This window comes from Stenotrophomonas sp. STM01 (assembly GCF_014852135.1).
GTDB lineage: Bacteria > Pseudomonadota > Gammaproteobacteria > Xanthomonadales > Xanthomonadaceae > Stenotrophomonas > Stenotrophomonas capsici.
Window position 1 is genome coordinate 334,964 of sequence record NZ_JACVBA010000001.1, and the last position, 22,722, is coordinate 357,685.

Genomic DNA, 22,722 nt, shown 5'->3' on the forward strand with positions numbered 1-22,722 from the left:
GCACAATGCCGCGTTGGCTCAACGCTGCTCAGAAATCGATGCAGCGCCCGTTTTTTTCCCAATCGCCATATCGCACCGGATCAAGTCCGCCGCGACCACCGATTTCCTGCGGCACCGGCGTGGCCTCGGGAAGCGGCTGCTTCTCGGGGGTCGACGGGGCTTCAGCTTCGGTCTCTGGAGTGGGGGTTGTTTGGCCTATCATGGTCGGTCTCGCAACGCACAAATTTTAGTCCCCAGTCACGTGTCTGACAACCTCGCCCCCGCTTTCAACGGTTTCCGCACATTGGCCATGGCGCAGATCGTGCGCCTTTCCGGCCCGGATGCGGTCGCTTTCGCCCAGGCCCAGTTCGCCAACGACATCCCTTCGCTGGCCGATGGCCATTGGCAATGGAGCGCCTGGCTGACCGCCAAGGGCCGCGTGATCGCCATCTTCCAGCTGCTGCGGCTGGATGCGCAGGAGCTGCTGCTGGTCTGCCACGACGGCGGCGCGGCGGCCATCGCCGAGCAGCTGCGCCGCTTCGTGTTCCGTCGCAAGGTGGTGGTCAGCCATGCCGACACGCTGAGCGTGAATGCGGCGCTGCAGGCCCCGACCGAGGCCGATGGTGCGCGGATCGCGCGGCGCGACGGTGACGTGGTCGAGCTGGATGTCGGCAACCTGGCCCTGCCCCGCACCCTGCTGCTCGGGCCGGCAACCGCGGCCGCCACCCCCGGCGAGGAGCTGGCCTGGCGGCAGAGCGACCTGCGCTTCGGGCTGCCGCGATTGGTGGATGCCCAGCGCGAGCAATGGACGCCCCAGCAACTGGGGCTGGACCGGCTGGCCGCCTACAGCGTGAAGAAGGGCTGCTATCCCGGCCAGGAAATCGTGGCCCGCACCCATTTCCTGGGCAAGGCCAAGCGCTCGCTGGCCCTGTTGCACACCGTGGCCACGCCCGAAGCCGGTACCGCGGTCAGCCAGAACGGCGCCACCATCGGCAGCGTGGCCAGTAGCGCTGGCGTGCTGGCGCTGGCCGTCCTGCCGCTGGAGATGGCCGAGGGCCCGCTGCAGGTCCTCGACGCGGACGCCCACATCATGCCGCTGCTGGACGGCCTGGCGCGCTGAGCCGGGTGCCGGGGCTCAACCAGCCCCGGGCGCCTCGATGCGATTGCCGCTGGCGGCATCGAAGAAGTGCAGCGCCGACGGCCTCACCGCCACCTGCAGTTCCTGCCCGACCTGCGGAAGGGCCTGCGGCGCCACCCGGATGACCAGCGCCTGCGCGCCGAGGCGCAGATTCACGAACATCTCGTTGCCCACCGGCTCGATACCCTCGATCCGCGCGGCGAACGCCCCCTCCCCGGTGGCAGGCTGCAGGTGCTCCGGCCGCACGCCCAACGCCAGTTCGCGGCCCACCCATTCCGGCGCAACCACCGCCGCTCCCAGCGGCACCTCGGTGCCGTCGCCCAGCCGCAACCAGGCCGCTCCCTGCGCGTCCCGGTGCAGCACGCCGCGCAGCACGTTCATCGCCGGACTGCCGAGGAAGCCGGCCACGAACAGGTTGGCCGGGCGGTCGTAGAGCGCCATCGGCGTGTCGATCTGCTGGATCACGCCTTCGTTCAACACCACGATCCGCTGGCCGAGCGTCATCGCTTCGACCTGGTCGTGGGTGACGTAGATCATCGTGCTGCCCAGCTTGCGATGCAGCTGGGCGATCTCGGTGCGCACGGTATGGCGCAGCTTGGCATCCAGATTGGACAGCGGCTCGTCGAGCAGGAACACCTCCGGCTCGCGCACCAGCGCACGCCCCAGCGCCACGCGCTGGCGCTGGCCGCCGGACATCGCGCGCGGCAGCTTGTCCAGCATCGTCGTCAGGCCCAGCGCGTCGGCGGCGCCCTGCACGCGGCGCTGCACCTCGGCCTTGTCATGGCCGCGCAGCTTCAGGCCGAAGGCCAGGTTCTCGGCGACGGTCATGTGCGGGTACAGCGCGTAGTTCTGGAACACCATGGCGATGTCCCGATCCTTCGGAGCCACGTCGTTGACGACACGATCCCCGATACGCAGCGTGCCGGCGCTGATGTCCTCCAGCCCGGCCACCATCCGCAACAGTGTGGACTTGCCACAACCCGATGGCCCGACCAGCACCATCAACTCGCCGTCGGCGATCTCGAAACTGGCCCCGTGCACGGCCACCTGGCCGTTGTCGTAGACCTTGCGCACACCCTCGAAGCTCACCTTGGCCATCACCACCTCGTTGACATCGCCACATCCGGCACTGTGCCCGCAAACGGGCAAATCACTTCATGCCAATGCCCGCATTGACACAGTGCAATCGTATACATCCGAAACCGTGTGCACAGTAAGCATATTCATATGGCAACATCCCGGTTCCGTTTTTCCATTTGCCAGCCCAGATGAACATGCGGTTCCGCCCTGCGGACCGCGGCGTTCGCGGCACTGGCATTGACTGCAATGCCCCCTCCCCCGGCCCCGGCAGACGCAAGCAGCCCAAGGCTCCAGTTCCTTGAATACAAACAATTGACAACGATGTCATCCGCACACGAAACTCGAGAAATGCACGATACCCTCTTCCTGTTCGGTGCCACAGGCGATCTGGCCCAGCGCTACCTGTTCCCCTCCCTGTTGCGCCTGCTTGGCGATGGCCTGCTGCCGGAAGACTTCAAGGTTCGTGCCCTGGCGCTGTCGCCGCACGACACCGCCAAGTTCCACGACATCCTGCGCCCGCGCCTGGAGCAGGCCATGCCGCAGGCCCGCCAGGAAGACATCAACGACCTGCTGCGCCGCATCGACTACCGTTCGGTGGACCTGCGTAATGCCGAGTCGGTGGCCGAGGCCGTCAAGGACCTGGTCGACCGCAGGTGCGTGAGCTACCTGGCGATCCCGCCGGGCCTGTACATCTCCACCTGCGAAGGGCTGGCCCTGGGGGGCGCGCTGGCCGCACCGCACCGACTGATGCTGGAAAAGCCGATCGGCTCGGACAGCGCCAGCGCCGAGGAGATCCTGCAGACCATCGGCAAGTGGATCGACGAAGACCGCGTGTTCCGCCTGGACCACTACCTGGGCAAGGCCGCGGTGCAGAACCTGATGGCCCTGCGCTTCGGCAACACGCTGCTGGAGGCGGTATGGAACCGCAACTACATCGAGTCCGTGCACATCATGGTCGCCGAGAGCGACGGCGTGGATGGCCGTGACTCCTATTACTCGCGCTCCGGCGCGCTGCGCGACATGGTCCAGAGCCACATCCTGCAGCTGCTGTGCCTGGTGGCGATGGAGCCGCCGGCCTCGCTGGAAGCCGACCGCATCCGCGACGAGAAGGTGAAGGTACTGCGTGCCCTGCGCCCGTTCGACGCCCGCCATGCGGCCAAGGATTCGGTGCGTGGCCGCTATACCGCCGGCACCATCAATGACCAGCCGGTGCAGGCCTACCAGCCGCCGGAAGGCAGCGAAGCGGAAACCTTCGTCGGCGTCACCGCGCACATCGACAACTGGCGCTGGGCCGGCGTGCCGTTCCACATGGTCACCGGCAAGCGACTGCCCGAGCGCACCACCCGCATCGAGGTCAACCTCAAGCCGGTCACGCATTGGCTGTTCGAGCGCCCGACCCGCCACCACGCCAGCGCCAACCGCCTGACCTTCCAGCTGCAGCCCCAGGAAAACATCCAGCTCGGCCTGATGAGCTCGCTGGCCGGCCCGGAATGGGGCGCGCTGGAACTGCAACCGCTGGAACTGGAACTGTCGGTCCCGACCGGCCTGCATCGTCGCATCGCCTACGAGCGCCTGTTCCTGGACGCCTTCAACGGCAACCACGCCCTGTTCGTGCGCGACGACGAAGTGCGCGCGGCCTGGGCCTGGATCGACAGCATCAGCGATGCCTGGAAGGCTTCCGAACAGGCGATGGAACCGTACGCCGCCGGCAGTTGGGGCCCGCGTGACGCGGCCCACTTCCTGCCGGGCGACATCGTCGCCGAGGCCAGGGCCGAAGACGGGGACGCGCCGTGAGCGCGTCGACGACGGTCCTGGTCGCCGACATCGGCGGCACCAACGCCCGCTTCGCGCTGGCCGACCTCTCCCTCGCCGCCCCGTTGAACCAGGGCAGCATCGTCGAGTACCCGGTCGCACAGTTCGGCTCGCTCGCCGATGCCGCCGCCCATTATCTGCAAGAGCAGGGCGCCACTGCCAGCAGCGGCGTGTTCGCCGTGGCCGGGCGCGTGGATGGCGACGAAGCACGCATCACCAACCATCCGTGGGTGATCTCGCGCTCGCGTACCGCCGCCCAGCTGGGTTTCGAGCAGTTGCACCTGATCAACGACTTCGTCGCCCAGGCCATGTCGATCGCGCTGTTGGGGCCGGCCGACGTGGTGCAGATCGGCGGCGCCAGCTGGGAGCCGGCACCGGCCGGCGAACCCCGCAACTACTGCGTGATCGGCCCGGGCACCGGGCTGGGCGTGGGCGGCCTGGTGGTACGCGACGGGCGCAACTACCCGCTCGCCACCGAAGGCGGCCATACCAGCTTCGCACCGGCCAACCCGGAGCAGATCCGCATCCTGGAGCTCCTCTCGGCGCAGTTCGGCCGGGTTTCCAATGAACGGCTGGTCTGTGGCCCGGGCCTGGTCAACATCCACCGCGCCTTGAGCGAGATCACCGGCACCGACCCCGGCCAGCTGGCACCGTCGGACGTGACGGCCCGCGCCGCCGCAGGCGACGCGATCGCGACCCGTGCGGTGGAAGTGTTCCTGGAGATCTTCGGTGCCGTGGCTGGCGACGCCGTGCTGGTGCAGGGCGCCTGGGATGGCGTGTTCCTGACCGGCGGGCTGGTGCCGCGCTTGCTGCAGCAACTGCAGCTGTCCGGCTTCCGCCCCCGTTTCGAAAGCAAGGGCCGCTTCACTGCGACGATGTCGCAGATTCCCTCGATGGCCATCGTCCACCCCTGCCCCGGCCTGCTCGGCGCCACCGCCTACGCGCTGGACCTGCAGCACGCTACACGAGGAACCCCCGCATGAACGCCGCTGTTTCCGACCGCATCACGCTTGTCCGCCACGGCAACGACGAGGACTGGACCGAAAGCGTAGCCAAGGAAATGGCGGGCTTCCTGCAACAGGACATCAAGCAGCACGGCCGCGCCCGCATGCTCCTGTCCGGCGGTACCACGCCGGCACCGGTGTACGAGATGCTGTCCGAGCAGCCGCTGGAATGGGCGCGCGTGGACGTGGGCCTGGCCGACGAGCGCTGGCTCTCGCCGCAGGACCATGACAGCAATGCATGGCTGGTGCGCAACAGCTTCCTCAAGCTCGCCGAGGGCGCGCATTTCGACCCGCTGGTGCGGGTCGGCCGGCCGATCGCCGAGTGCGTGCACACCGCCAACCTGCTGGCCGAGCATGCGCTGCCGGCCACGCTGGTGGTGCTGGGCATGGGCAACGACGGGCATACCGCTTCGCTGTTCCCCGGCTCGAAGGACCTGGACCGCGCGCTGCAGAGCCGCCAGGCCTATGCCGCGCTGGACGCCACCGGCTGCCCGGTGGCCAAGGACTGGCACCTGCGCATCACCCTCACCCCGCAGGGCCTGGCCCCCATCCGCCATCGCCTGCTGCTGCTGCGCGGCAAGCAGAAGCTGGAGGTGCTGGAAGCCGCGCTGGCCTCGGGCGACGTGCACACCTACCCGATCCTGGCCGCGATCAACGCGCCGGGAAACAAACTGCGCGTCCACTGGGCACCGTAATCGCGGGCGCCGGCCTTGCCGGCATCCGTCCCCCTTCCTTCAAGGCCGGCACACCGTCCGACCTCAACTCATAGCCGGTAGCCAATGAGCCTGCACCCGACCATCCACGCCATCACCGAACGCATCCGCCAGCGCAGCGCCCCGTCGCGCGCGGCCTACCTGGCCGGCATCGACGCCGCCCTGCGCGAAGGCCCGTTCCGTTCGCGCCTGAGCTGCGGCAACCTGGCCCACGCCTTCGCCGCCTGTGGCCCGACCGACAAGGGCCGGCTGCGCGGCGACGTCACCCCGAACCTGGGCATCATCACTGCCTACAACGACATGCTCTCGGCGCACCAGCCGTTCGAGCACTACCCCGAGCTGATCCGCAGCGCCGCCCGTGAACTCGGCGCGACCGCGCAGGTGGCCGGCGGCGTGCCGGCGATGTGCGACGGCGTCACCCAGGGCCGCGGCGGCATGGAGCTGTCGCTGTTCTCGCGCGACGTGATCGCCCAGTCCACCGCCATCGGGCTGAGCCATGACATGTTCGACAGCACGATCTACCTGGGCGTGTGCGACAAGATCGTGCCCGGCCTGCTGATCGGCGCGCTGGCCTTCGGCCACCTGCCGGCGGTGTTCGTGCCGGCCGGCCCGATGACCCCGGGCATCCCGAACAAGAAGAAGGCCGAGGTCCGCGAGCGCTACGCCGCCGGCGAAGCCACCCGCGAGGAACTGCTGGAAGCCGAATCGGACTCCTACCATGCCCCGGGCACCTGCACCTTCTATGGCACCGCCAACTCCAACCAGGTATTGCTGGAAGCGATGGGCGTGCAGCTGCCGGGCGCCTCGTTCGTCAACCCGGAACTGCCGCTGCGCGATGCGCTGACCCGCGAAGCCACCGCGCGCGCGCTGCAGATCAGCGCGCTGGGCCAGGACTTCCGCCCGCTCGGCCACCTGATCGACGAGCGCGCCATCGTCAACGCCGTCGTCGCGCTGATGGCCACCGGCGGCTCGACCAACCACACCATCCACTGGATCGCGGTGGCCCGTGCCGCCGGCATCGTGCTGAGCTGGGACGACATGGACCAGCTCTCGCAGATCGTGCCGCTGCTGGCCCGCGTGTACCCCAACGGCGAAGCCGACGTGAACCGCTTCGCCGCGGCCGGCGGCCCGGCGTTCGTGTTCCGAGAACTGATGGACGCGGGCCTGATGCACGATGACCTGGCCACGGTCGCCGCTGGCGGCATGCGCGCCTTCGCGCAGGAACCACGCCTGATCGATGGCCAGGTCGTCTACGCGCCGACCGTAACCGAGAGCGCGGACCTGGAAGTGGTACGCCCGGCGGCCGATCCGTTCGAAGCACAGGGCGGCCTGCGCCTGCTCAAGGGCAATCTCGGCAAGTCGCTGATCAAGCTGTCGGCGGTGAAGCCGCAGTACCGCACCATCGAGGCCCCGGCCGTGGTCGTCGATGCACCGCAGGCATTGAACAAGCTGCACGCCGCCGGTGCGCTGCCGCACGATTTCGTCGCCGTGGTCCGCTTCCAGGGCCCGCGCGCCAACGGCATGCCGGAACTGCATTCGCTGGCACCGCTGCTGGGCCTGCTGCAGAACCAGGGACGCCGCGTTGCGCTGGTCACCGATGGCCGCCTGTCCGGTGCCTCGGGCAAGATCCCCGCCGCGATCCATGTCACCCCGGAAGCCGCGCGCGGTGGCCCGATCGCCCGCGTGCGCGAGGGCGACATCATCCGCCTGGACGGCGAGGCCGGCACGCTGGAAGTGCTGGTGGACGCCGCCGAATGGGCCGCGCGCGGCATCGCTGCCAACACCGCGCCGGCCGGCAATGACATGGGACGCAATCTGTTCGCGATGAACCGCCGCATCGTCGGCCCCGCCGACCAGGGCGCGGTGTCGATCTCCTGCGGCCCGGCCCACCCCGATGGCAGCACCTGGGACTACGACGCCGAATACGAGCTTGGCCACGACGCCGCGGCCGCCGCTGCGCCGCACGAAGCCAAGGACGCCTGATTCCGCGTGCCGCCCGCGGCACGCTTCCGCTGCATTAAGAGGAACACGATGAGCATTGCCCAGTACCAGGATCGCGCCGAGCAGCTGCTGAGCGCCGCCGGCATCCTGCCGGTGGTTACCGTCCATACCCTGGACCAGGCCCGCGCGGTCAGCACCGCGCTGCTGGAAGGTGGCCTGCCGGCCATCGAACTGACCCTGCGCACCCCGGTGGCGATGGACTCGCTGGCCATGCTCAAGCGCGAGCTGCCCGACGTGGTGGTGGGTGCCGGCACCGTGCTGACGGTCGAGCAGATGCGCCAGGCCATCGACGTCGGCGCCGACTTCCTGGTCACCCCGGGCACCCCGGCGCACATGGCCGATGCGCTGGCCACCGCACCGCTGCCGGTGGTGCCGGGCGCGGCGTCGCCGACCGAGCTGTTGGCCCTGCTTGCCCGTGGTTTCCGCATCTGCAAGCTGTTCCCGGCCACCGCCGTGGGCGGGCTGGCGATGATCAAGGGCGTGGCCGGCCCGATCCCCGAGCTGAAGCTGTGCCCGACCGGTGGCATCACCGAAGCCACCGCCGCCGATTACCTCGCGCAGAAGAACGTGGTGTGCATCGGTGGCTCGTGGATGGTGGCCGACAGCTGGATCCGCGCTGGCCAGTGGGACGAAGTGAAGCGGTCCGCCGCCGCTGCCGCGGCGATCGTCAGGCAGGCACGCGCAGGCTGAGTTTTCCAAGTACGACGGCAGATCTCCCTCTCCCTCCGTCTACTTCACTGCGCCCCGGTGTTCGGGGCGCAGTTTTTCTTTGTACAGGGCTGTGCGCGTATCGGCGTGCGCGGGCTGGCCGCTTCGCTGCCTCCTGCCTTTGGCTTCGTCCGGCGACGGGAAGGAGGCCTGCTTCGCGGCCGAGGACGCTCCTGCCGGAGGTTGGTCACCTGCGCCCTCCCGTTGGCGCCGCCAAGGGAGGGCTGCGCATGGAGATGCGCGTGATCGCGGCAATCCCTGCCCGTGGTTTCAGCGGCGCGCACGCTCGCCGCGACGCTGGTCGGCGGGCACGTCGATCTCCACCTTGGCCGGCAATTGGGTGATGCGCAGTTCGCGCCCTTCCCAGGCGGCCGGCTCCCCATTGATGCTGGCCTCGCCCGGCGCACCCTCATACGGCCACGGCAGCACCAGGCCGCCGGCCGGCAAGCGCAGCCCCTCCGGCACCTGCAGGGTCAGCTTGCGGTCACTGCGTGTGAGGGCGTACTTCACCGTGCCATGCGAGGTCCGCAGACCGTCGATGGCGATGCCCTTCCCCGCCAGCCAGTCCGCGGGCACGCCGGCCGCCAGCACGATCGCATCGTCCACCTCGCGGTTGTAGGCGAACATGTCCAACGCCGAGCGCACGAAATCCGAGGCCACCCAGGCGTGCGGCAGGTCACCAACGAAGAACGGCTTGCGGGGCGTCGAGGACACCACTTCGGCCCATTGGTTCCAGCCCTGCGGCGCGCGGTCCTTGAAGAAGAACTCAGTCGCCGCCCAGGCACGGGTACGCCAGCCCAGGCGCACGAAGGCCGCGACATTGCGCCACTCGTAGGGCGTGTAGTCCTTCCACTGCCGCTTGCCCTCACGACGCGCCTCGAACTCGCTCCAGTAGCGTTCGAAGGTGTTGTCCAGCGCGGGCTGCGGCAGGCGGCCCTGCTCGCCGCCCGGTGCCAGCGCGATGGTGGTCGAGGTGGCATCGAAGTCCCCCAGCTCCACCGACCCGGGCAGGAAGTCGATGCCATGTGCCTGCATGCTGGCCCGCAACGACTGGTCCAGGTCCTGGCGGAACGCGTCGCGGGAGGCCGCCATCATCGCCGCGTCCTCTTCCAGCCCCAGCGCAACGGCGATGTCCGCCGCATCCTTGTAGCCACGCAGCGCCCAGAAGTCGTCCCAGTACGAGTGCACCGGCTTGGCCGAATAGCCTTCGTGGCTGATCGAGGCCGGCATCATCCCGTAGAAGCCCGGATTGCGGGCCCGGTTGTCCTCGGTGCGCTCGCTCAGGCGCAACTGCTCCATGTACTTCCAGGCGCCCTGCACGTGCGGCCACATCCGCTGCAGGAACTGCAGGTCGCCGGTATGCCGCCAGTACTCGGCGATGGTGTAGATCAGTTCGCCGTGACTGTCGTTCTCCGGCACCGGATCACTGCCACGGGCATCCACGCAGCACGGCACCATGCCGCTCTCGAACTGGTACGGCGCGTACCAGTCCACGTACTGCCGCACCGCGTCGTCGCGGCCCATGCGCAGCAGGCCTTCGGAAATCATCGCGCCATCGCGGATCCAGCTGCGTGCATAGGAACGCGTGCCGGGCTGCAGGCTCGGCCCGACCCGCGAGATCAGCATGTGCGCCAGGGCGGTGCGCACGGTGTCGGCCAGCGGCTGGCCCGCCGCCGGCACCTGCAACCGCACCTGGTCCAGCTTCTGCCGCCACTGTGCAGCCACTTGCTGCTGCGCCTTGTCCACGTCGAACCCGGCCGGCGGCCGCCAGTCTCCGACCTGCGGCAACACCAGCGCCACCTCGCGGCTCTCGCCGGGCTCCAGCTTGAAGGTGTAGAGCAACGCGCCGGAGGCCAGCCCGGTGGCATCGCGCACCTCGGTATCGGCGGGCAGGGTCTTGTCTGCCAGATGCGTGACGTCCAGCTTGCCGTCGAAGGTACTGGCGAAGGCCTTGTCCGGGGCGGTCATCGCGAACACGCGCGGCACGCCGTTGACCTCGACCTGGTTGCCCTTGACCGCCAGGCGCTCGATCCGGCTCACCCCGCCCACCGTGTTGAGGAACTGCGTGGGCGGATTGACCTGGAACGGACGCACCGCCAACGCCAGGGTGTACTCGCGACCCGTCTTGCCCGGGTTGTGCAGCCGGTAGCGCGTGACCAGCTGCGCCTGCTCCGGCCGTCCCTGTACGAAACTGCTGACCTGCAGCCCGAAGTCCGCATGCTGCCACTGCACCGTTGGCATCGGCAGATAGCCATCCTGCAGGCTCTGGCTGCCCGTCACGTCCGCCCAGCTGATCACCTTGCCGCCGCTCAGCACGAAGGGCTCGACGCTGAAGCCGGACTTCACCGCCTCCACCGCGCCGTCCTCGCCCATCAACGCCTGCTCGCGGCCACCGTCCAGCCCCAGCAGCGTCCAGTAAGGCTGCTCACCGGTGAAGCCGCGCGGCAGGAAACCGCGCGGCAGGTCGGCCGCCACCGAGCGGATGAAATCATTCGGGGTCCCCGCGAAAGCCAGCGGCTTGAGCGAGATGTCACGGATGCCATACCGCCAGTTCGGGCCATCCTGCAGGTCGAAGCGCAGGTAGCGCGCCTCGGTGTCCGGCAGGGCCAGCCAGTCGCGGCCGCCTCCGCCGGTGGTCACCTCGCGCACCGGATGCCAGTCGCGGCCATCGCGCGAGGCCTGCACCACGTAACGCGAGGCCTGCAGGCCGGGCACCCATTGCACCACCGCGCCGCCGAACTCGCGCACCTTGCCCAGGTCCAGGCTGATGGTCTGCTGCTTGACGCCGCCGCTGATCCACATCGTGTCCGGCTTGCCGTCGGCGATGCGCTGCTGCAGCGCGGTCGCGGTGTCGGCCAGCACCACCGGTTGCAGCGGCGAGGTGTCCTCCTTGGGCAGCGGTTGCAGCGTCAGGCGGTCGAAGCAGACCGTACCGCGTCCACCGACCTTGCTATAGATGGTGAACTCCACCGCGGCGCTGCGTCGCAGCGTGCGGTCCGGGTCCGGGCCCCAGGCCTTGTCGATGTGACGCTTGCGGTATTCCACGCGCGTCCAGTTCTTCGGGAACGCATAGCCGGTCCTGTTCACCCACCAGACGTTGTCGCCGCTGGCGTCGATGAGCTTGAACTGCAGGTCGTTGGCAGGCGAATCGCCGCGCAGGTCGAACGAGACCTGGTAATTCTCCGGCCAACTGACATCGAGCTTGCGGCGGATGCCTGCATAACCGGACACCTCGTGGAAGTCGTAGTCCAGGCACAGGGCGCGGCCGTTGCCACCGGCCACCGGCCGCAACGAACCACTCACCTGCGGCGAGGTGATCAGCTGCCACGCCCCGATGTCATCGAAGCTGGCCAGCACCGTCGTGCTGCCGGGTGAGGCAGCCCCCAGCAGCAAGGTGGCCAACAGGCCCACGGCATAACGCTTGTTCATCACCAGAATCCCGAATCACGATCGACGGCAGGCGTCGGATTTTCGCAAAGTTCCCTGTCCCGCACGACGCTGGTTGCAGACGGAAGTACCACCGCCGGCGCTCAGCCCTTGACGCTGCCCAGCAACAAGCCCTGGATGTAATACCGCTGCAACACCAGGAACAGCAGCAATACCGGCAGCACCGTGACCACCGCGCCGGCCATCATCATCTCCACGTCCTGGATGTGCTCGCGCGACAGGCTGGCCAGCGCCACCGGCAGCGTGTAGTGCTCCTGGTCGGTGAGCACGATCAACGGCCACATGAAGTCGTTCCATGCGCCCATGAAGGTGAAGATGGCCAACGTCACCAGCACCGGCTTGAGCATCGGCAACACGATCTGGAAGAAGATCCGTGCCTCGCTGGCCCCGTCGATGCGCGCCGCCTCCAGCAGTTCATCGGGGATCGAGCGCGCGTACTGGCGCACCAGGAAGATGCCGAACACGCTGGCCAGCGCCGGGATCACCACGCCGCCGAACGTATTGACCAACCCCATCTGCTTCATCAGCAGGAACAGCGGCAGCATCGCCACCTGCGCCGGGATCACCAGCGCCGCCAGCAGCATCTGGAACACCCGTTCGCGCCCGGCAAAGCGCAACTTGGCGAAGGCGTAACCGGCCAGGGTGTTGAACAGCAGCGACCCCAGCGTGATGCCCAGCGACACGACCAGGCTGTTGAGGAAGTTGCCGCCCATGCCGGTGCGGCTGGCCAGCGCGTGGTAGTTGGCCAGCGTGGCGTGCGCGGGCAGCAACGGTGGCGGGAACTGCGAGGCCTGCCCGCTGGGCATGAACGACACCGACAGCATCCAGGCCAGCGGCGCCAGGCTGATCACCGCCAGTACCGCCAGCGCACCGTTGATCCACCACGCATGCCAACGCGATTGCCCGATCTCCCGGCTCATACCAGCTCCTTGCGCTTGCCGAAGCGCAGCATCAGCGTGGTCACCGCCAGGATGATCAGGAACAGCAGGAACGCCACGGCCGAAGCGCGTCCCAGGTTCCACCACTTGAAGCCTTCCTCGAACATGAAATACAGCACGCTGACCGTGCTCTGCAGCGGGTCGCCGCGGGTCATCACGTAGGGCTCGGCGAACAGCTGGAAATAGCCGGACACGGTGATCACGCCCACCACCAGCAGCACCGGCCCCAGCATCGGCACGGTGATGTGCAGGAACTGCTGCCAGCGCGTGGCCCCATCGATGCGCGCGGCCTCGTACAGGTCCTTGGGGATCGCCTGCAGCCCGGCCAGGAAGATCACCATGTTGTAGCCGAAGTTCTTCCAGACCGCGAACAGGATGATGGTCGGCATCGCCCAGCGCGGGTCACCCAGCCAATCCACCGGGTTGATGCCGACCTGGCCCAGGCCCCAGTTCACCAGCCCGTAGCGGGTGTGGAACAGGTACCGCCAGATCACTGCCACCGCCACCAGCGTGGTCACCACCGGGGCGAACAGGGCGGTGCGGAACAACGCCTTGAAGCGGCTGGCCGGTGCATTGAGCAGCATCGCCGCGCCCAGCGACACTGCGATGGAGAGCGGCACGCCCAGCACCACGAAGTACGCGGTGTTGCCCAGCGACTTCCAGAACATCGGCGTCTGCAACAGGTCGATGTAGTTGCCCAGCCCGTTGAAACGCAGGTTGTGCGGGTCGGCCAGTGCGTACAGGTCGAAGTCGGTCAGGCTCAGCGCCAGTGCCGACAGCACCGGCAGCCCGAAGAACACGCCGATCACGATCAACGCCGGCGCGGCGAATACCCAGCCAACGAGCGAACGCTGCTTCATTGCCCTGCCCCCGCCGCGTTGGCGCCGGCCTGCTGTTCAACGATCCAGCGACGCTTGGCCAGGATCTCGTCGACCTGCTGGTCCAGCTGTTCCACCGCCTTGTCCTGCGGCAGGCCACCGCGCACCACCTGCTCGGTGACCACCCGCATCTGCTGCGCGATGCGTTCCCACTCCAGCACCTTGGGCGTCGGCTTGACCCGCTCCAACTGGTCGGCGAATGCGGCCGTGAGCGGATCGCCGGTCAACGCCGGCGACTGCCAGGCGCTGCGACGCGGCGGCAGGTCACCGATGATCGTGTAGAAGCGCTGCTGGATCGCCGGCCGCGACAGGAATTCGATCAGCTTCCATGCCGCTTCCTTTTTCTGCGAGGCGCGGAACACCACCAGGCTGGTGCCGCCGGCGATACCGGCACCGGGACCGTCCGGGCCTGGCAACGGGGTGGTTCCCCACTCCCCGTCCAGCCCAGGGGGCTGGCGCTGGCGGAACTCGCGGATGTTCCAGGGCCCGGACAGGTAGAACGCGGTGAAGCCACGGAAGAACTCGTCCCAGACGTTGGAGATCTGCGTCTCGGACATCTTCGGCGCCCAGCCCTGCTCGAACATGTTGTCGTAGAAGGCCAGCGTGCGCCGGAAGCCAGGGCTGCGGAAATTGCCGCGCGTGTCGTGGTCACGCAGCAGCCCATCGTCCTGCTGCAGGGCGAAGGACAGCTGCGGCTCGAACTCGTTGAGCGGCATCAGCACCGGGTAACCCTTGTCGCCCATCAGCTTCTTCAGCGCGGCGTTGGCCTGCTCCCACTCGGCCCACGTCCGCGGCGGGTGGTCGTAGCCGGCCTGGCGCAGCAGGTCCTTGCGGTAGAACAGCAGGCGCGTGTCCACGTACCACGGGATGCCGACCAGTTGCCCGTCGACCACATTGGTATCCCAGATACCGGGGAAGTAATCGGCCTGATCCACCACGGCCGAGGCGTCCGCCCGGGCCTGCAGCGGTTCCAGCGCCTGCAGCGTGGCGAACTCGGCGATCCAGGTGTTGCCGAGCTGGCAGACATCGGGCAGCCCTTCGGCGGCATAGGCGGTCAACAGTTTTTCATGCGCCGCCGTCCACGGGATGTTCTGCACCTCGACGTGGATGCCCGGGTTCTCCGCCTCGAACTCGCGCAGCAGCTCGCCCACCACTTCCGCTTCGCGGCCCATCGCCCAGAAGCGCAGCGTGGTGCCGTCCTGCGGCGTGCCGCCGCAGCCAACCAGCACGCCGGACAGGCACAACAGCAGCAGCGCGCGGATCATCGACGGCATGTCACTGCTGCGGCTTGGAGGCCGGCGGGTTGCCCGCGGCGGCCTTCTGTTCGGCCGCGGCGGCAGCGCGCGACTCGGCGATACCGGTAGCGCGGGCCGACGCCGCGCGGTCGTCCTTCTGCAGGGGCTGGAAGCTGTCCTCCGGCGCCAGCCAGCCACCGGTGAAGCCCGCCCGCTCCAATCCCTTGCGGACATACGGGTTCTTCTTCATCACGTCCCACACGAACTCGTCGCGGTAGTTGGCGATGCCCAGCAGGATCGGCCCCTGGTCGATGGCGATGTAATCGCTGGCCACCCAGCCACGCTCGGGGATGGTGCGCCCGGTCTTGAGCGGGATGTCGTAGTTGAAGCTCGGGTTGAACGAATCCAGGAACCCGTAGCTGGAGTACAGGTAGTCGCCGTAGCGCTTGTGCATCTCCACGGTGGCCGGGATCACCACCTCCGGCGCATACGGCAACGAGGAGATCGCCGCCGACGGCACGATGGTGCCGTCATCGAAGTTCTCGCGCAGGCCCGCGCCGCGCGAGGAGTAATGGCGGAACTGGCGCTGCTCGCCCTTGTACTCCTGGGTGGTGTTCTGCGGCCCGTCGCCGGCGGTCAGGCCCCAGACGTTGTCGCCGTAGTCCTTCCACTGCATCGGGTTTTCGATGGCGTACTCGCGCTGGGCCAGCGTCGCGCGCCGGGTGTTGAGGAAATAGTCGATGCCGCGCTCGCGCATGTACGCGTCCTGGATGTCGCGGAAGTCGATCCAGACGTGGCTGTACTGGTGGCCGAACAGCGGCCCGAAGGACAGGTATTCCTGGCCCTGGTAGACGCCCCAGTCGTTGTCGTAGGTACGGGTCCACACGGTCCAGGCGTCCGGCTCGACCGGATGGGTGGGCGAGCCCAGCGCCAGCACGTACAGCATCATCGCCTCGTTGTAGCCCATCCAGTCATGCTGGATGAAGCCGCTCTCCGGGAACCAGCCCATCGAGACCAGCGGCTTGTTGCGTTGCAGCCACTGCCAGTCCACGCGCTTGTACAGCGTATCGGCGATCTGGCGGATCTCCTTCTCGCGCGGGTCCTCGCCGTCGTAGTAGGACTGCGCGAACAGCACGCCCATCATCAGCAGCGCGGTATCCACGCTGGAAAGCTCGACCCAGCTGTCATAGCGGCGACCTTCCTGCATGTCCAGGAAGTGGTAGAAGAACCCCTTGTACCCGGCCTTGCCGGTACGCTGCGGCCCGGAAGGCAGGTCACGGAAGAACTTCAGCGTCAGCAGGGTGCGGTCGACCGCCTGGTTGCGGCTGACCCAACCGTTCTTGATGCCCACCGGATAGGCGGTCAGCGCAAAGCCCACCGACGCCACGCTGGCGAACGGCCGCGACGGATAGCGGTCCGGGGTCAGCCCGTTCTGCTCGTTGGTCGTATCCCAGAAGAACTGGAACGTGCGCCGCTCGATGTCATCGAACAACGGCGGCAGTTCCGGCTTCATCGGCCGTGGCGGCAGGTCCGCCTCGACCAGGATCACCTGCGGCAACACCTTCGGCATCGGCGGCTCCGGCGCCTTGCCACACCCCGCCAGCACCGCCAGCGCGAAACCAGTGGCCAGGCCAGCGAACAACCGGGGGCTACGTGACATGCTCAAGACGACATCCGTTGTAGAGGAATCAGGTCGCCACCTGCCCTTGATGGGCAATGTGGCGCGTGTGGAAGCCCCGGCCGCCACGCGGGCGGCCGGGGATGCGACTTACCAGTCCAGGCCGAAGGACAGCTTGAAGGTCCGGGTCTGGTACTGGTCCCAGCTGTTGATCACGCCGGTATCCCAGTTGATGCCGTAACCGCCCCAGTTGGTCCAGTTGAAGGCGTTGAGCAGGTCGGCGCGCATCTTCAGCTTCAGGTCGGTGCCGGTGTCCCAGGTCTTGGTCAGCGACAGGTCGAACTGCTTGAAGCCCAGCGTGCCGTCCGGCTCCCAGCTGTGCGGACGCTCGTAGCCACCGTAGGCCGCCGTGCCGTCGATGTCCCAGCGCTTGATCTTGCTGGCCAGGGTCAGCTTGCCGGACACGCTCATGCCCCACGGCAGGTCGGTGAAGCCGCTGATCACCAGGCGATGGCGCGGCGTCCAGGCACCGTCGTACCAGCCACCCTGGGTGAAGTACCAGCCATAGACCGGGTCCTTCTCGTGGATGTTCTGCTTGGCATCGGTCAGCGTGTAGGCCACGTTGACGTTCCACGGGCTCTCGGACGTGTACGGCTTGTCCAGGCTCAGCAGCAGCGCGGTGCTCTTGGACTCGAAGCCGTTGGTGGCCACGATCAGGCTGCCCATGCCCGGCAGGCCGGGCGCGGACCACGGGCTGCCGTTCGGCGCGAACACGCCACCGTCGGGGTAGCGGTTGCCGCGCATGATCAGCAGGCCGTCCTTGTAGCGGGTGTGCTGCACGGTGGCCGAGCTGTTCCAGTCCAACCCGCCCAGGTTGAAGCTGTCGCGGATGCCCAGGCTGATCTGGTCGGAGTACGGCGTCTTCAGGTCGTTGTCGAACATCCACACTTCGCGACCGGCGTCGGTGGAATTGACCAGCGACATCAGGTAGTCGCGATCCAGCAGCTGCGGGCTCCAGTCCAGGCAGTCCGAGGCACTCAGGTCGCAGGCGTGGCCGGGCGAGTTGATCTTGAAGCGCCGGGTCGGGAAGGTCGCCTTGCTGCGCTCCAGCTGCAGGTAGTCGAACAGGTTGCGGTCGTAGGAACGGCCGATGCCGCCGAAGATCACATGGCGCTCGTCGCCGGTCAGGTCATAGGAGAAGCCCAGGCGCGGCTGGATCGCATCCTTGAACGGCTTGCGGTTGTTACCGGAGCTGATGTAGCGGTTGACGTCGATGCCGCCCAGCGCCAGCGACTGCGCGTAGGTCTGGCCCGGTGCGTTTCCTGCGCGCGTGTCCACCGCCGACAGCGCGGCCAGCACATCGCCGCTGGTCACGTAGTCCAGGTAGGACGGGGTCTTCTCGTAGTCCCAGCGCAGGCCCAGGTTCAGGGTCAGCCGCTCGGTGACATCCCAGTCATCCTGGATGTACAGGCCGAACTGCTTGTTCTTGGAGGTCACCGAGCCACCGTCGGTGCCCATCGCGGCACTGCCGAAGCGCACGAAGTACGGCACCGCGCCGCCCTGGTGGATGTCGTAGTAGAACTGCGGGTTGTAGGGCTGCTGCTCGATGGTGTCCAGGTCGACCTGCTTGTACTTCACGCCGAACTTGACGGTGTGGCCTTCCCAGCCGAAGAACGTGGTGTCGTTCTGGAACGACCAGCCCTTCTGGCCCTTGTCCTGCAGGCCACCTTCGCCGCCGCCGATGCGGTAGATCTGCTTGCCGTCATCGCCGGAGCCATCGGTCAGCACCATGCCGTTGGCCATGTTGACCGGCGCCTTGGTCCAGAACGCCTTCTCGTAGGTCAGGTGGGCGTCGTTGAGCCAGTTGGCGTTGGAGAACTGCCAACGCAGGTCGTAGCGGTCCTCGTTGACGCCGGTATCGGTGCCGTAGCTGCGCGCGCTCTGCCCGCCGACGTTGCCGATCTCGCTCTCCTCGCGGCGCTTGTAGGTCAGCTCGACGAGGTTCTCCTCGTTGATCGACCAGTCCAGCTTGCCGAAGTACAGGTCTTCCTTGAACGGCGTCGAGGTTGCACCGAGCTGGTCGCGCCAGGCCTGTGGCAGGTCACCGGCAATGCGCCCCTCGCCCGGGCTCAGATCCTGCGGCGCGTTGTACTCCTTGGCCTCGTAGGTCACAAAGAAGTGCGCCTTGTCCTTGACGATCGGGCCACCGAAGGCGGCGCCGTACTGCTTCTCGCCCGAGCGGGTCTTGCCGGCGTCCTTCTCGCTCTCGCGCGGCTCGCGCCAGTCCTGGTTGGTGTAGTCCCAGAAGAACGAGCCCTTGAACTCATTGGTGCCCGACTTGGTCACCGCCGTCACCGCCGCCGAGCTGATCTGGTCGTACTCGGCCTTGTAGTTGGAGGTGATGACCTTGTACTCGCCGATCGCCAGCTGCGGGAACGGGTTGCCGCGGCTGGCGTCCTGCCCGGTGATGCCACCCTGGGTGACGTAGTTCTTCTGGCCGATGCCGTCGATGTACACATTGACGTTGTTGGCGTTCTGCACGCCACCGCGCAGCTTGGTCGAGCCATTGGCCGGGTTCTGTTCGAACGCCATGCCCGGCACGGTGTCGGCGAAGGCCAGGAAGTTGCGGGTGCCCTGCGGCAGCGCCTCGATCTGGCGCGGCGTGATGTAGGTGGCGATCTCCGAGGTCTTGGTTTCGATCGGCGCCTGCGCGACCACCTGCACCGCGTCCAGCGTGGTCGCTGCGCCGCCGGCCGTGGTTTCACCGACGCCGCCGACGCCCAGGTTCACCGTGGCGGTCTGGCCGACCTGCACGGTGATGTTCTGCGTGCTGGTCTTGCCGCCGGCATTGACCTCCACGCGGTAGGTGCCTGGCGGCAGGCCGGCCAGCGAGTAGCTGCCGCTCGCCGTGCTCTGCACGCTGCGGCTCAGGCCGGTGGCGATGTTGGTGGCCGTGACCTGCGCCTGTGCAGCCGGGCTGGAATCAGCCATCACCTGGCCACGGATGGTGGCCGCGGTGCTCTGGGCGAAGGCCGGGGCAGCGCCGAGCAACAGGCAACTGGCCAGCGCGCAGCTCAGCAGCTTGCGTGTGGGGGTGGACTTCCGAGCAATCCTGTACATGTTTTACCTCTCCCAAGGTAGCGGCATGACCCGCGGTAAGTGTTATGAGTGGCTCAACCCCGGTCTCTTGCCGGGTCAAGTGGCGCCGTGCGTGCCGTGGAGTCGCGCACGACAAGGCTTGGAACCAACATCAGGCCGGGCGTCTGTTGCGACCCCGGTTCCCGAATCCGCTGCAGCAGGTGGGACATCGCCTGCTCTCCAAGCCCGGCGATGCTCACCTGCATCGTCGTCAAGGACGGGTGAACAAAGCGCGCCAGGGGAATGTCGTCATAGCCGGCAAGCGCCACCTGGTCGGGCACGCGCACGCCGGCCTGCTGGAAGGCATACAGGCAGCCCAGCGCCATCATGTCGTTGGCGGCGAACACCGCTTCAGGCAGGCGCGGCCGCGCCAGCAGGGCACGCCCGGCCTCGTAGCCGGAGGCTTCGTCGAAGGCCCCGGGCAGCTCGATGGATTCAATCGCCTGGGGGGCGGCGGCCAGCGCATCGCGGAACCCGCGCAGGCGTTCGCGCGCATCGTGGTTGCGCTCGGGGCCGCCGATGAAGGCGATGCTGCGGTAGCCCTGCGCCAGCAGGTGTCCGGTCATGGCCAGCGCGCCAGCATGGTCGTCGATGCTGAAGACCGGATGGCTGCCGTCGGTGATCGGGGTATTGATCAGCACCGTCGGGATGTCCGCCGGCAGTTGGTCCAGCAGTGCCGAGGCATCCCCCGCATACGGCGACAGCACCAGCAGGCCATCCACGCGGCCACGCATGGCCTGCAGCACCGAACCTTGCTGCTGCGGCTCACCGTGGAAACTGGACACCAGCAGGTGCCGGCGATGCGCGCTGGCAATGCCATCGATGCCACGCATCAGCTCGGAGAAGAATTCGCCGTACAGGTCCGGCAGCACCACGCCGACGGTCTGGGTGCTGCGGCTGCTCAGGCTGCGGGCGGCGGCATGCGGCGTGTAGCGCAGGCGACGGGCCACTTCCAGCACCAGCTGGCGGACCGGCTCGGCGACGTTGTCATGGCCATTGAGCGCACGCGACACCGTGGCGACGGAGACGTTCGCCTCTCGGGCAACATCCTTGATGGTGATTGCCGACTTCGCCACCGTCACGCCCTCCGCACCGGGGTTGCGCGGAATGTAAACGTTTTCACTGGCGTTTGTAAACCTTTTGTAATGCCGCCCGAAATGAACCGGGACATCGGCTGTCCCGGCCAGGTACCGACCGCGACGTTCAGCTGCCCGCGGCCTCGGCCGGCGTCAGCGCCTTGATCGACAGCGCATGGATATCGGTCTGCATCATCTCGCCCACGGCCGCGTAGACCGCGCGGTGACGGGCCAACGGGCCCTTGCCGGCAAAGGCGGCACTGACCACGGTCACGTTGAAATGGCCCCGCCCGTCACGGGCGCCGGCGTGGCCGGCATGGCGATGGCTGTCATCCTCCACCTCCAGCAGGTCCGGGTGGAAGGCGGCCTGCAGGGCCGAGCGGATCTGCTCGACCCGGTTCATGGCAGCACCTTGCGGAACGGACGGACGTCCACCCGGGTATACACGCCTGCCGCCACGTACGGGTCGGCGTCGGCCCAGGCCCGCGCCGCGGCCTGGTCCTCGAAACTGGCGATCACCACGCTGCCGCTGAAGCCGGCCGGGCCGGGGTCCTCGGCGTCAATGGCAGGACAAGGACCGGCCAAAAGCAGTCTCCCCTGGTCAAGCAAGGCCTTGAGCCGCTCCAGATGGGCACCGCGTGCCGCCATCCGCTGGGCCAGCACCTGCTCGCCGTCATACCCTTCGATTACGTACCACACCGGGCCATCACTCCTTGTCCGCTGAATGGATCGACCACAAGTCTAGCGCCAGAACGCTGGACATCGGCCGGTCCCGGCGATTACTCTTTAGTCTTGCACGCAGACGGCCTGTAGCGGCTCGGTGCAGCGGAAGGCTCCCGGCCCCGCTCGTTGACCGAAGCACATCACTCCCGGACCGCGTAGACGACCTCCTCGTAATGACGTTGCCGCACCTTCTGCGGCGCGCCTTGTTGTTGATGTGTGGAATCGCGCCAGGCAAGCGCGCATGGCTCGCAATACAAGGGCAGGAACCTAGCCGGGCGCGAACCCGGCATGCGTACGGCTCGCTATACCCCGATGTCGACCTGATGACTTCCGAACTCGCGCACGACGCGAACCCGCCAGCGCCGCCTCACGCCCCGCAGCAGCAGGAAATGCCGCTGGCGATGGTGCATGGCCAGCCGGTATTGCAGATCCCGCAGGACCTGTACATCCCGCCGGACGCGCTGGAAGTCATCCTGGACGCCTTCGAAGGCCCGCTCGACCTGCTGCTGTACCTGATCCGCCGCCAGAACCTGGACATCCTGGACATCCCGGTGGCCGAGATCACCCGGCAATACGTTGATTACATCAACGTGATGCAGGAACTGCGCTTCGAGCTGGCCGCCGAGTACCTGGTGATGGCCGCGATCCTGGCCGAGGTGAAATCGCGCATGCTGCTGCCGCGCCCGCCCAGCGTGGAAGGCGAGGAAGCCGACCCGCGCGCCGAGCTGGTCCGCCGCCTGCAGGAGTACGAGCGCTTCAAGCAGGCCGCCGAGGACATCGATGCCCTGCCCCGCCAGGACCGCGACACCAGCCTGGCCCATGCCTTCGTGCCGGAGCGCGCCGCCGTCAAGCTGCCGCCGCCGGTGGAGCTGAAGGAAATGCTGCTGGCGCTGCACGAGGTCCTCAAGCGCGCCGAGCTGTTCAGCGGCCACGCCATCAAGCGCGAGGCACTGAGCGTACGCCAGCGCATGGGCGACATGCTCGCGCGCCTGGAGGATGGCCGGTTCTACCGTTTCGAAACGCTGTTCACCGCCGAGGAAGGCAAGCTCGGCGTACTGGTCACCTTCCTGGCGATGCTGGAACTGGCCAAGGAGCAGCTGCTGGACATCGTGCAGGAAGCACCGCTCGCCCCGATCTACGTCAAGTCCCTGGCCGCCGGCAACACCAACGCACCGCTGGCGTTCTCCAGCGAGTTCGATGACGCCGACAACGACCCCGCCTGAGCCTACAAGCC

At 67.7% G+C, this 22,722-nt stretch carries 18 protein-coding genes; 7 read left to right on the forward strand and 11 right to left on the reverse strand.

Going from position 1 to position 22,722, the window contains the following annotated elements; translation table 11 throughout:
* Window positions 1-28: 28 nt before the first annotated feature.
* A complete protein-coding gene (locus IB227_RS01455) occupies window positions 29-202 on the reverse strand; it encodes a DUF1674 domain-containing protein (protein ID WP_132863055.1) in 174 nt (57 codons plus the stop codon).
* 39 nt (window positions 203-241) lie between these two features.
* Between IB227_RS01455 and IB227_RS01460 the strand changes: the two genes are divergently transcribed.
* Entirely contained in the window at window positions 242-1,099 is an 858-nt protein-coding gene (locus IB227_RS01460) for a folate-binding protein YgfZ (RefSeq protein ID WP_192286026.1), read from the forward strand.
* A gap of 15 nt (window positions 1,100-1,114) precedes the next feature.
* Here the strand turns inward: IB227_RS01460 and ugpC are convergent, their stop codons facing one another.
* Window positions 1,115-2,215 (reverse strand): sn-glycerol-3-phosphate ABC transporter ATP-binding protein UgpC, encoded by a 1,101-nt coding sequence (ugpC, locus tag IB227_RS01465; protein ID WP_192286027.1) that lies wholly within the window; start codon window positions 2,213-2,215, stop codon window positions 1,115-1,117.
* A gap of 303 nt (window positions 2,216-2,518) precedes the next feature.
* On the opposite strand from ugpC, the gene zwf reads away from it, so the two are divergent.
* From zwf to eda, 5 genes are all read left to right on the forward strand, one after another.
* Window positions 2,519-3,991 (forward strand): glucose-6-phosphate dehydrogenase, encoded by a 1,473-nt coding sequence (gene zwf / locus IB227_RS01470; RefSeq protein WP_225591560.1) that lies wholly within the window; start codon window positions 2,519-2,521, stop codon window positions 3,989-3,991.
* Window positions 3,988-4,992, forward strand: a complete 1,005-nt coding sequence (gene glk / locus IB227_RS01475) for a glucokinase (protein ID WP_192286029.1) — start codon at window positions 3,988-3,990, stop codon at window positions 4,990-4,992. The genes zwf and glk overlap by 4 nt, the downstream gene beginning before the upstream one ends.
* Entirely contained in the window at window positions 4,989-5,708 is a 720-nt protein-coding gene (pgl, locus tag IB227_RS01480; protein ID WP_132863050.1) for a 6-phosphogluconolactonase, read from the forward strand. The genes glk and pgl overlap by 4 nt, the downstream gene beginning before the upstream one ends.
* 84 nt (window positions 5,709-5,792) lie before the next feature.
* Window positions 5,793-7,709 (forward strand): phosphogluconate dehydratase, encoded by a 1,917-nt coding sequence (edd, locus tag IB227_RS01485; RefSeq protein WP_192286030.1) that lies wholly within the window; start codon window positions 5,793-5,795, stop codon window positions 7,707-7,709.
* A 48-nt stretch (window positions 7,710-7,757) separates the two neighbouring features.
* Window positions 7,758-8,417 (forward strand): bifunctional 4-hydroxy-2-oxoglutarate aldolase/2-dehydro-3-deoxy-phosphogluconate aldolase, encoded by a 660-nt coding sequence (eda, locus tag IB227_RS01490; protein ID WP_192286031.1) that lies wholly within the window; start codon window positions 7,758-7,760, stop codon window positions 8,415-8,417.
* A 288-nt stretch (window positions 8,418-8,705) separates the two neighbouring features.
* Here eda and IB227_RS01495 read toward each other — a convergent pair whose 3' ends face one another.
* The 9 genes from IB227_RS01495 to IB227_RS01535 form a co-directional block, all read right to left on the reverse strand.
* Entirely contained in the window at window positions 8,706-11,864 is a 3,159-nt protein-coding gene (locus IB227_RS01495) for a discoidin domain-containing protein (protein WP_192286032.1), read from the reverse strand.
* 101 nt (window positions 11,865-11,965) lie between these two features.
* A complete protein-coding gene (locus IB227_RS01500) occupies window positions 11,966-12,802 on the reverse strand; it encodes a carbohydrate ABC transporter permease (protein ID WP_132863046.1) in 837 nt (278 codons plus the stop codon).
* A complete protein-coding gene (locus IB227_RS01505) occupies window positions 12,799-13,680 on the reverse strand; it encodes a sugar ABC transporter permease (RefSeq protein WP_192286033.1) in 882 nt (293 codons plus the stop codon). The genes IB227_RS01500 and IB227_RS01505 overlap by 4 nt, the downstream gene beginning before the upstream one ends.
* Window positions 13,677-14,963 (reverse strand): sugar ABC transporter substrate-binding protein, encoded by a 1,287-nt coding sequence (locus tag IB227_RS01510; protein WP_192287240.1) that lies wholly within the window; start codon window positions 14,961-14,963, stop codon window positions 13,677-13,679. The genes IB227_RS01505 and IB227_RS01510 overlap by 4 nt, the downstream gene beginning before the upstream one ends.
* A 10-nt stretch (window positions 14,964-14,973) precedes the next feature.
* The gene (locus tag IB227_RS01515; protein WP_225591664.1) at window positions 14,974-16,503 is read right to left on the reverse strand and encodes a glucoamylase family protein; all 1,530 of its coding nucleotides are present in this window, start codon (window positions 16,501-16,503) and stop codon (window positions 14,974-14,976) included.
* Between the two features lie 198 nt (window positions 16,504-16,701).
* Window positions 16,702-19,671, reverse strand: a complete 2,970-nt coding sequence (locus IB227_RS01520; RefSeq protein ID WP_192286034.1) for a TonB-dependent receptor — start codon at window positions 19,669-19,671, stop codon at window positions 16,702-16,704.
* A 53-nt stretch (window positions 19,672-19,724) separates the two neighbouring features.
* On the reverse strand, window positions 19,725-20,765 hold the full coding sequence (locus tag IB227_RS01525) for a LacI family DNA-binding transcriptional regulator (RefSeq protein WP_192286035.1): 1,041 nt from the start codon (window positions 20,763-20,765) through the stop codon (window positions 19,725-19,727).
* A 127-nt stretch (window positions 20,766-20,892) separates the two neighbouring features.
* A complete protein-coding gene (locus IB227_RS01530) occupies window positions 20,893-21,168 on the reverse strand; it encodes a BolA family protein (protein WP_192286036.1) in 276 nt (91 codons plus the stop codon).
* Window positions 21,165-21,464: a YciI family protein gene (locus IB227_RS01535; RefSeq protein ID WP_132863041.1), complete on the reverse strand. Its 300-nt coding sequence runs from the start codon at window positions 21,462-21,464 to the stop codon at window positions 21,165-21,167. The genes IB227_RS01530 and IB227_RS01535 overlap by 4 nt, the downstream gene beginning before the upstream one ends.
* A gap of 347 nt (window positions 21,465-21,811) precedes the next feature.
* On the opposite strand from IB227_RS01535, the gene IB227_RS01540 reads away from it, so the two are divergent.
* Window positions 21,812-22,711, forward strand: coding sequence for a ScpA family protein (locus tag IB227_RS01540; RefSeq protein ID WP_132863040.1), 900 nt, complete (start codon window positions 21,812-21,814; stop codon window positions 22,709-22,711).
* The last annotated feature ends 11 nt before the right edge of the window (window positions 22,712-22,722 follow it).

What these genes read in the sequence shown, in the direction of transcription:
- IB227_RS01455 (WP_132863055.1), bottom strand. Translation starts at nt 202, where the DNA reads ATGATAGGCCAAACAACCCCCACTCCAGAGACCGAAGCTGAAGCCCCG.
- ugpC (WP_192286027.1), bottom strand. Translation starts at nt 2,215, where the DNA reads ATGGCCAAGGTGAGCTTCGAGGGTGTGCGCAAGGTCTACGACAACGGC.
- zwf (WP_225591560.1), top strand. Translation starts at nt 2,519, where the DNA reads ATGTCATCCGCACACGAAACTCGAGAAATGCACGATACCCTCTTCCTG.
- pgl (WP_132863050.1), top strand. Translation starts at nt 4,989, where the DNA reads ATGAACGCCGCTGTTTCCGACCGCATCACGCTTGTCCGCCACGGCAAC.
- edd (WP_192286030.1), top strand. Translation starts at nt 5,793, where the DNA reads ATGAGCCTGCACCCGACCATCCACGCCATCACCGAACGCATCCGCCAG.
- eda (WP_192286031.1), top strand. Translation starts at nt 7,758, where the DNA reads ATGAGCATTGCCCAGTACCAGGATCGCGCCGAGCAGCTGCTGAGCGCC.
- IB227_RS01495 (WP_192286032.1), bottom strand. Translation starts at nt 11,864, where the DNA reads ATGAACAAGCGTTATGCCGTGGGCCTGTTGGCCACCTTGCTGCTGGGG.
- IB227_RS01500 (WP_132863046.1), bottom strand. Translation starts at nt 12,802, where the DNA reads ATGAGCCGGGAGATCGGGCAATCGCGTTGGCATGCGTGGTGGATCAAC.
- IB227_RS01505 (WP_192286033.1), bottom strand. Translation starts at nt 13,680, where the DNA reads ATGAAGCAGCGTTCGCTCGTTGGCTGGGTATTCGCCGCGCCGGCGTTG.
- IB227_RS01510 (WP_192287240.1), bottom strand. Translation starts at nt 14,963, where the DNA reads ATGATCCGCGCGCTGCTGCTGTTGTGCCTGTCCGGCGTGCTGGTTGGC.
- IB227_RS01515 (WP_225591664.1), bottom strand. Translation starts at nt 16,503, where the DNA reads ATGCCGAAGGTGTTGCCGCAGGTGATCCTGGTCGAGGCGGACCTGCCG.
- IB227_RS01520 (WP_192286034.1), bottom strand. Translation starts at nt 19,671, where the DNA reads ATGTACAGGATTGCTCGGAAGTCCACCCCCACACGCAAGCTGCTGAGC.
- IB227_RS01530 (WP_192286036.1), bottom strand. Translation starts at nt 21,168, where the DNA reads ATGAACCGGGTCGAGCAGATCCGCTCGGCCCTGCAGGCCGCCTTCCAC.
- IB227_RS01540 (WP_132863040.1), top strand. Translation starts at nt 21,812, where the DNA reads ATGACTTCCGAACTCGCGCACGACGCGAACCCGCCAGCGCCGCCTCAC.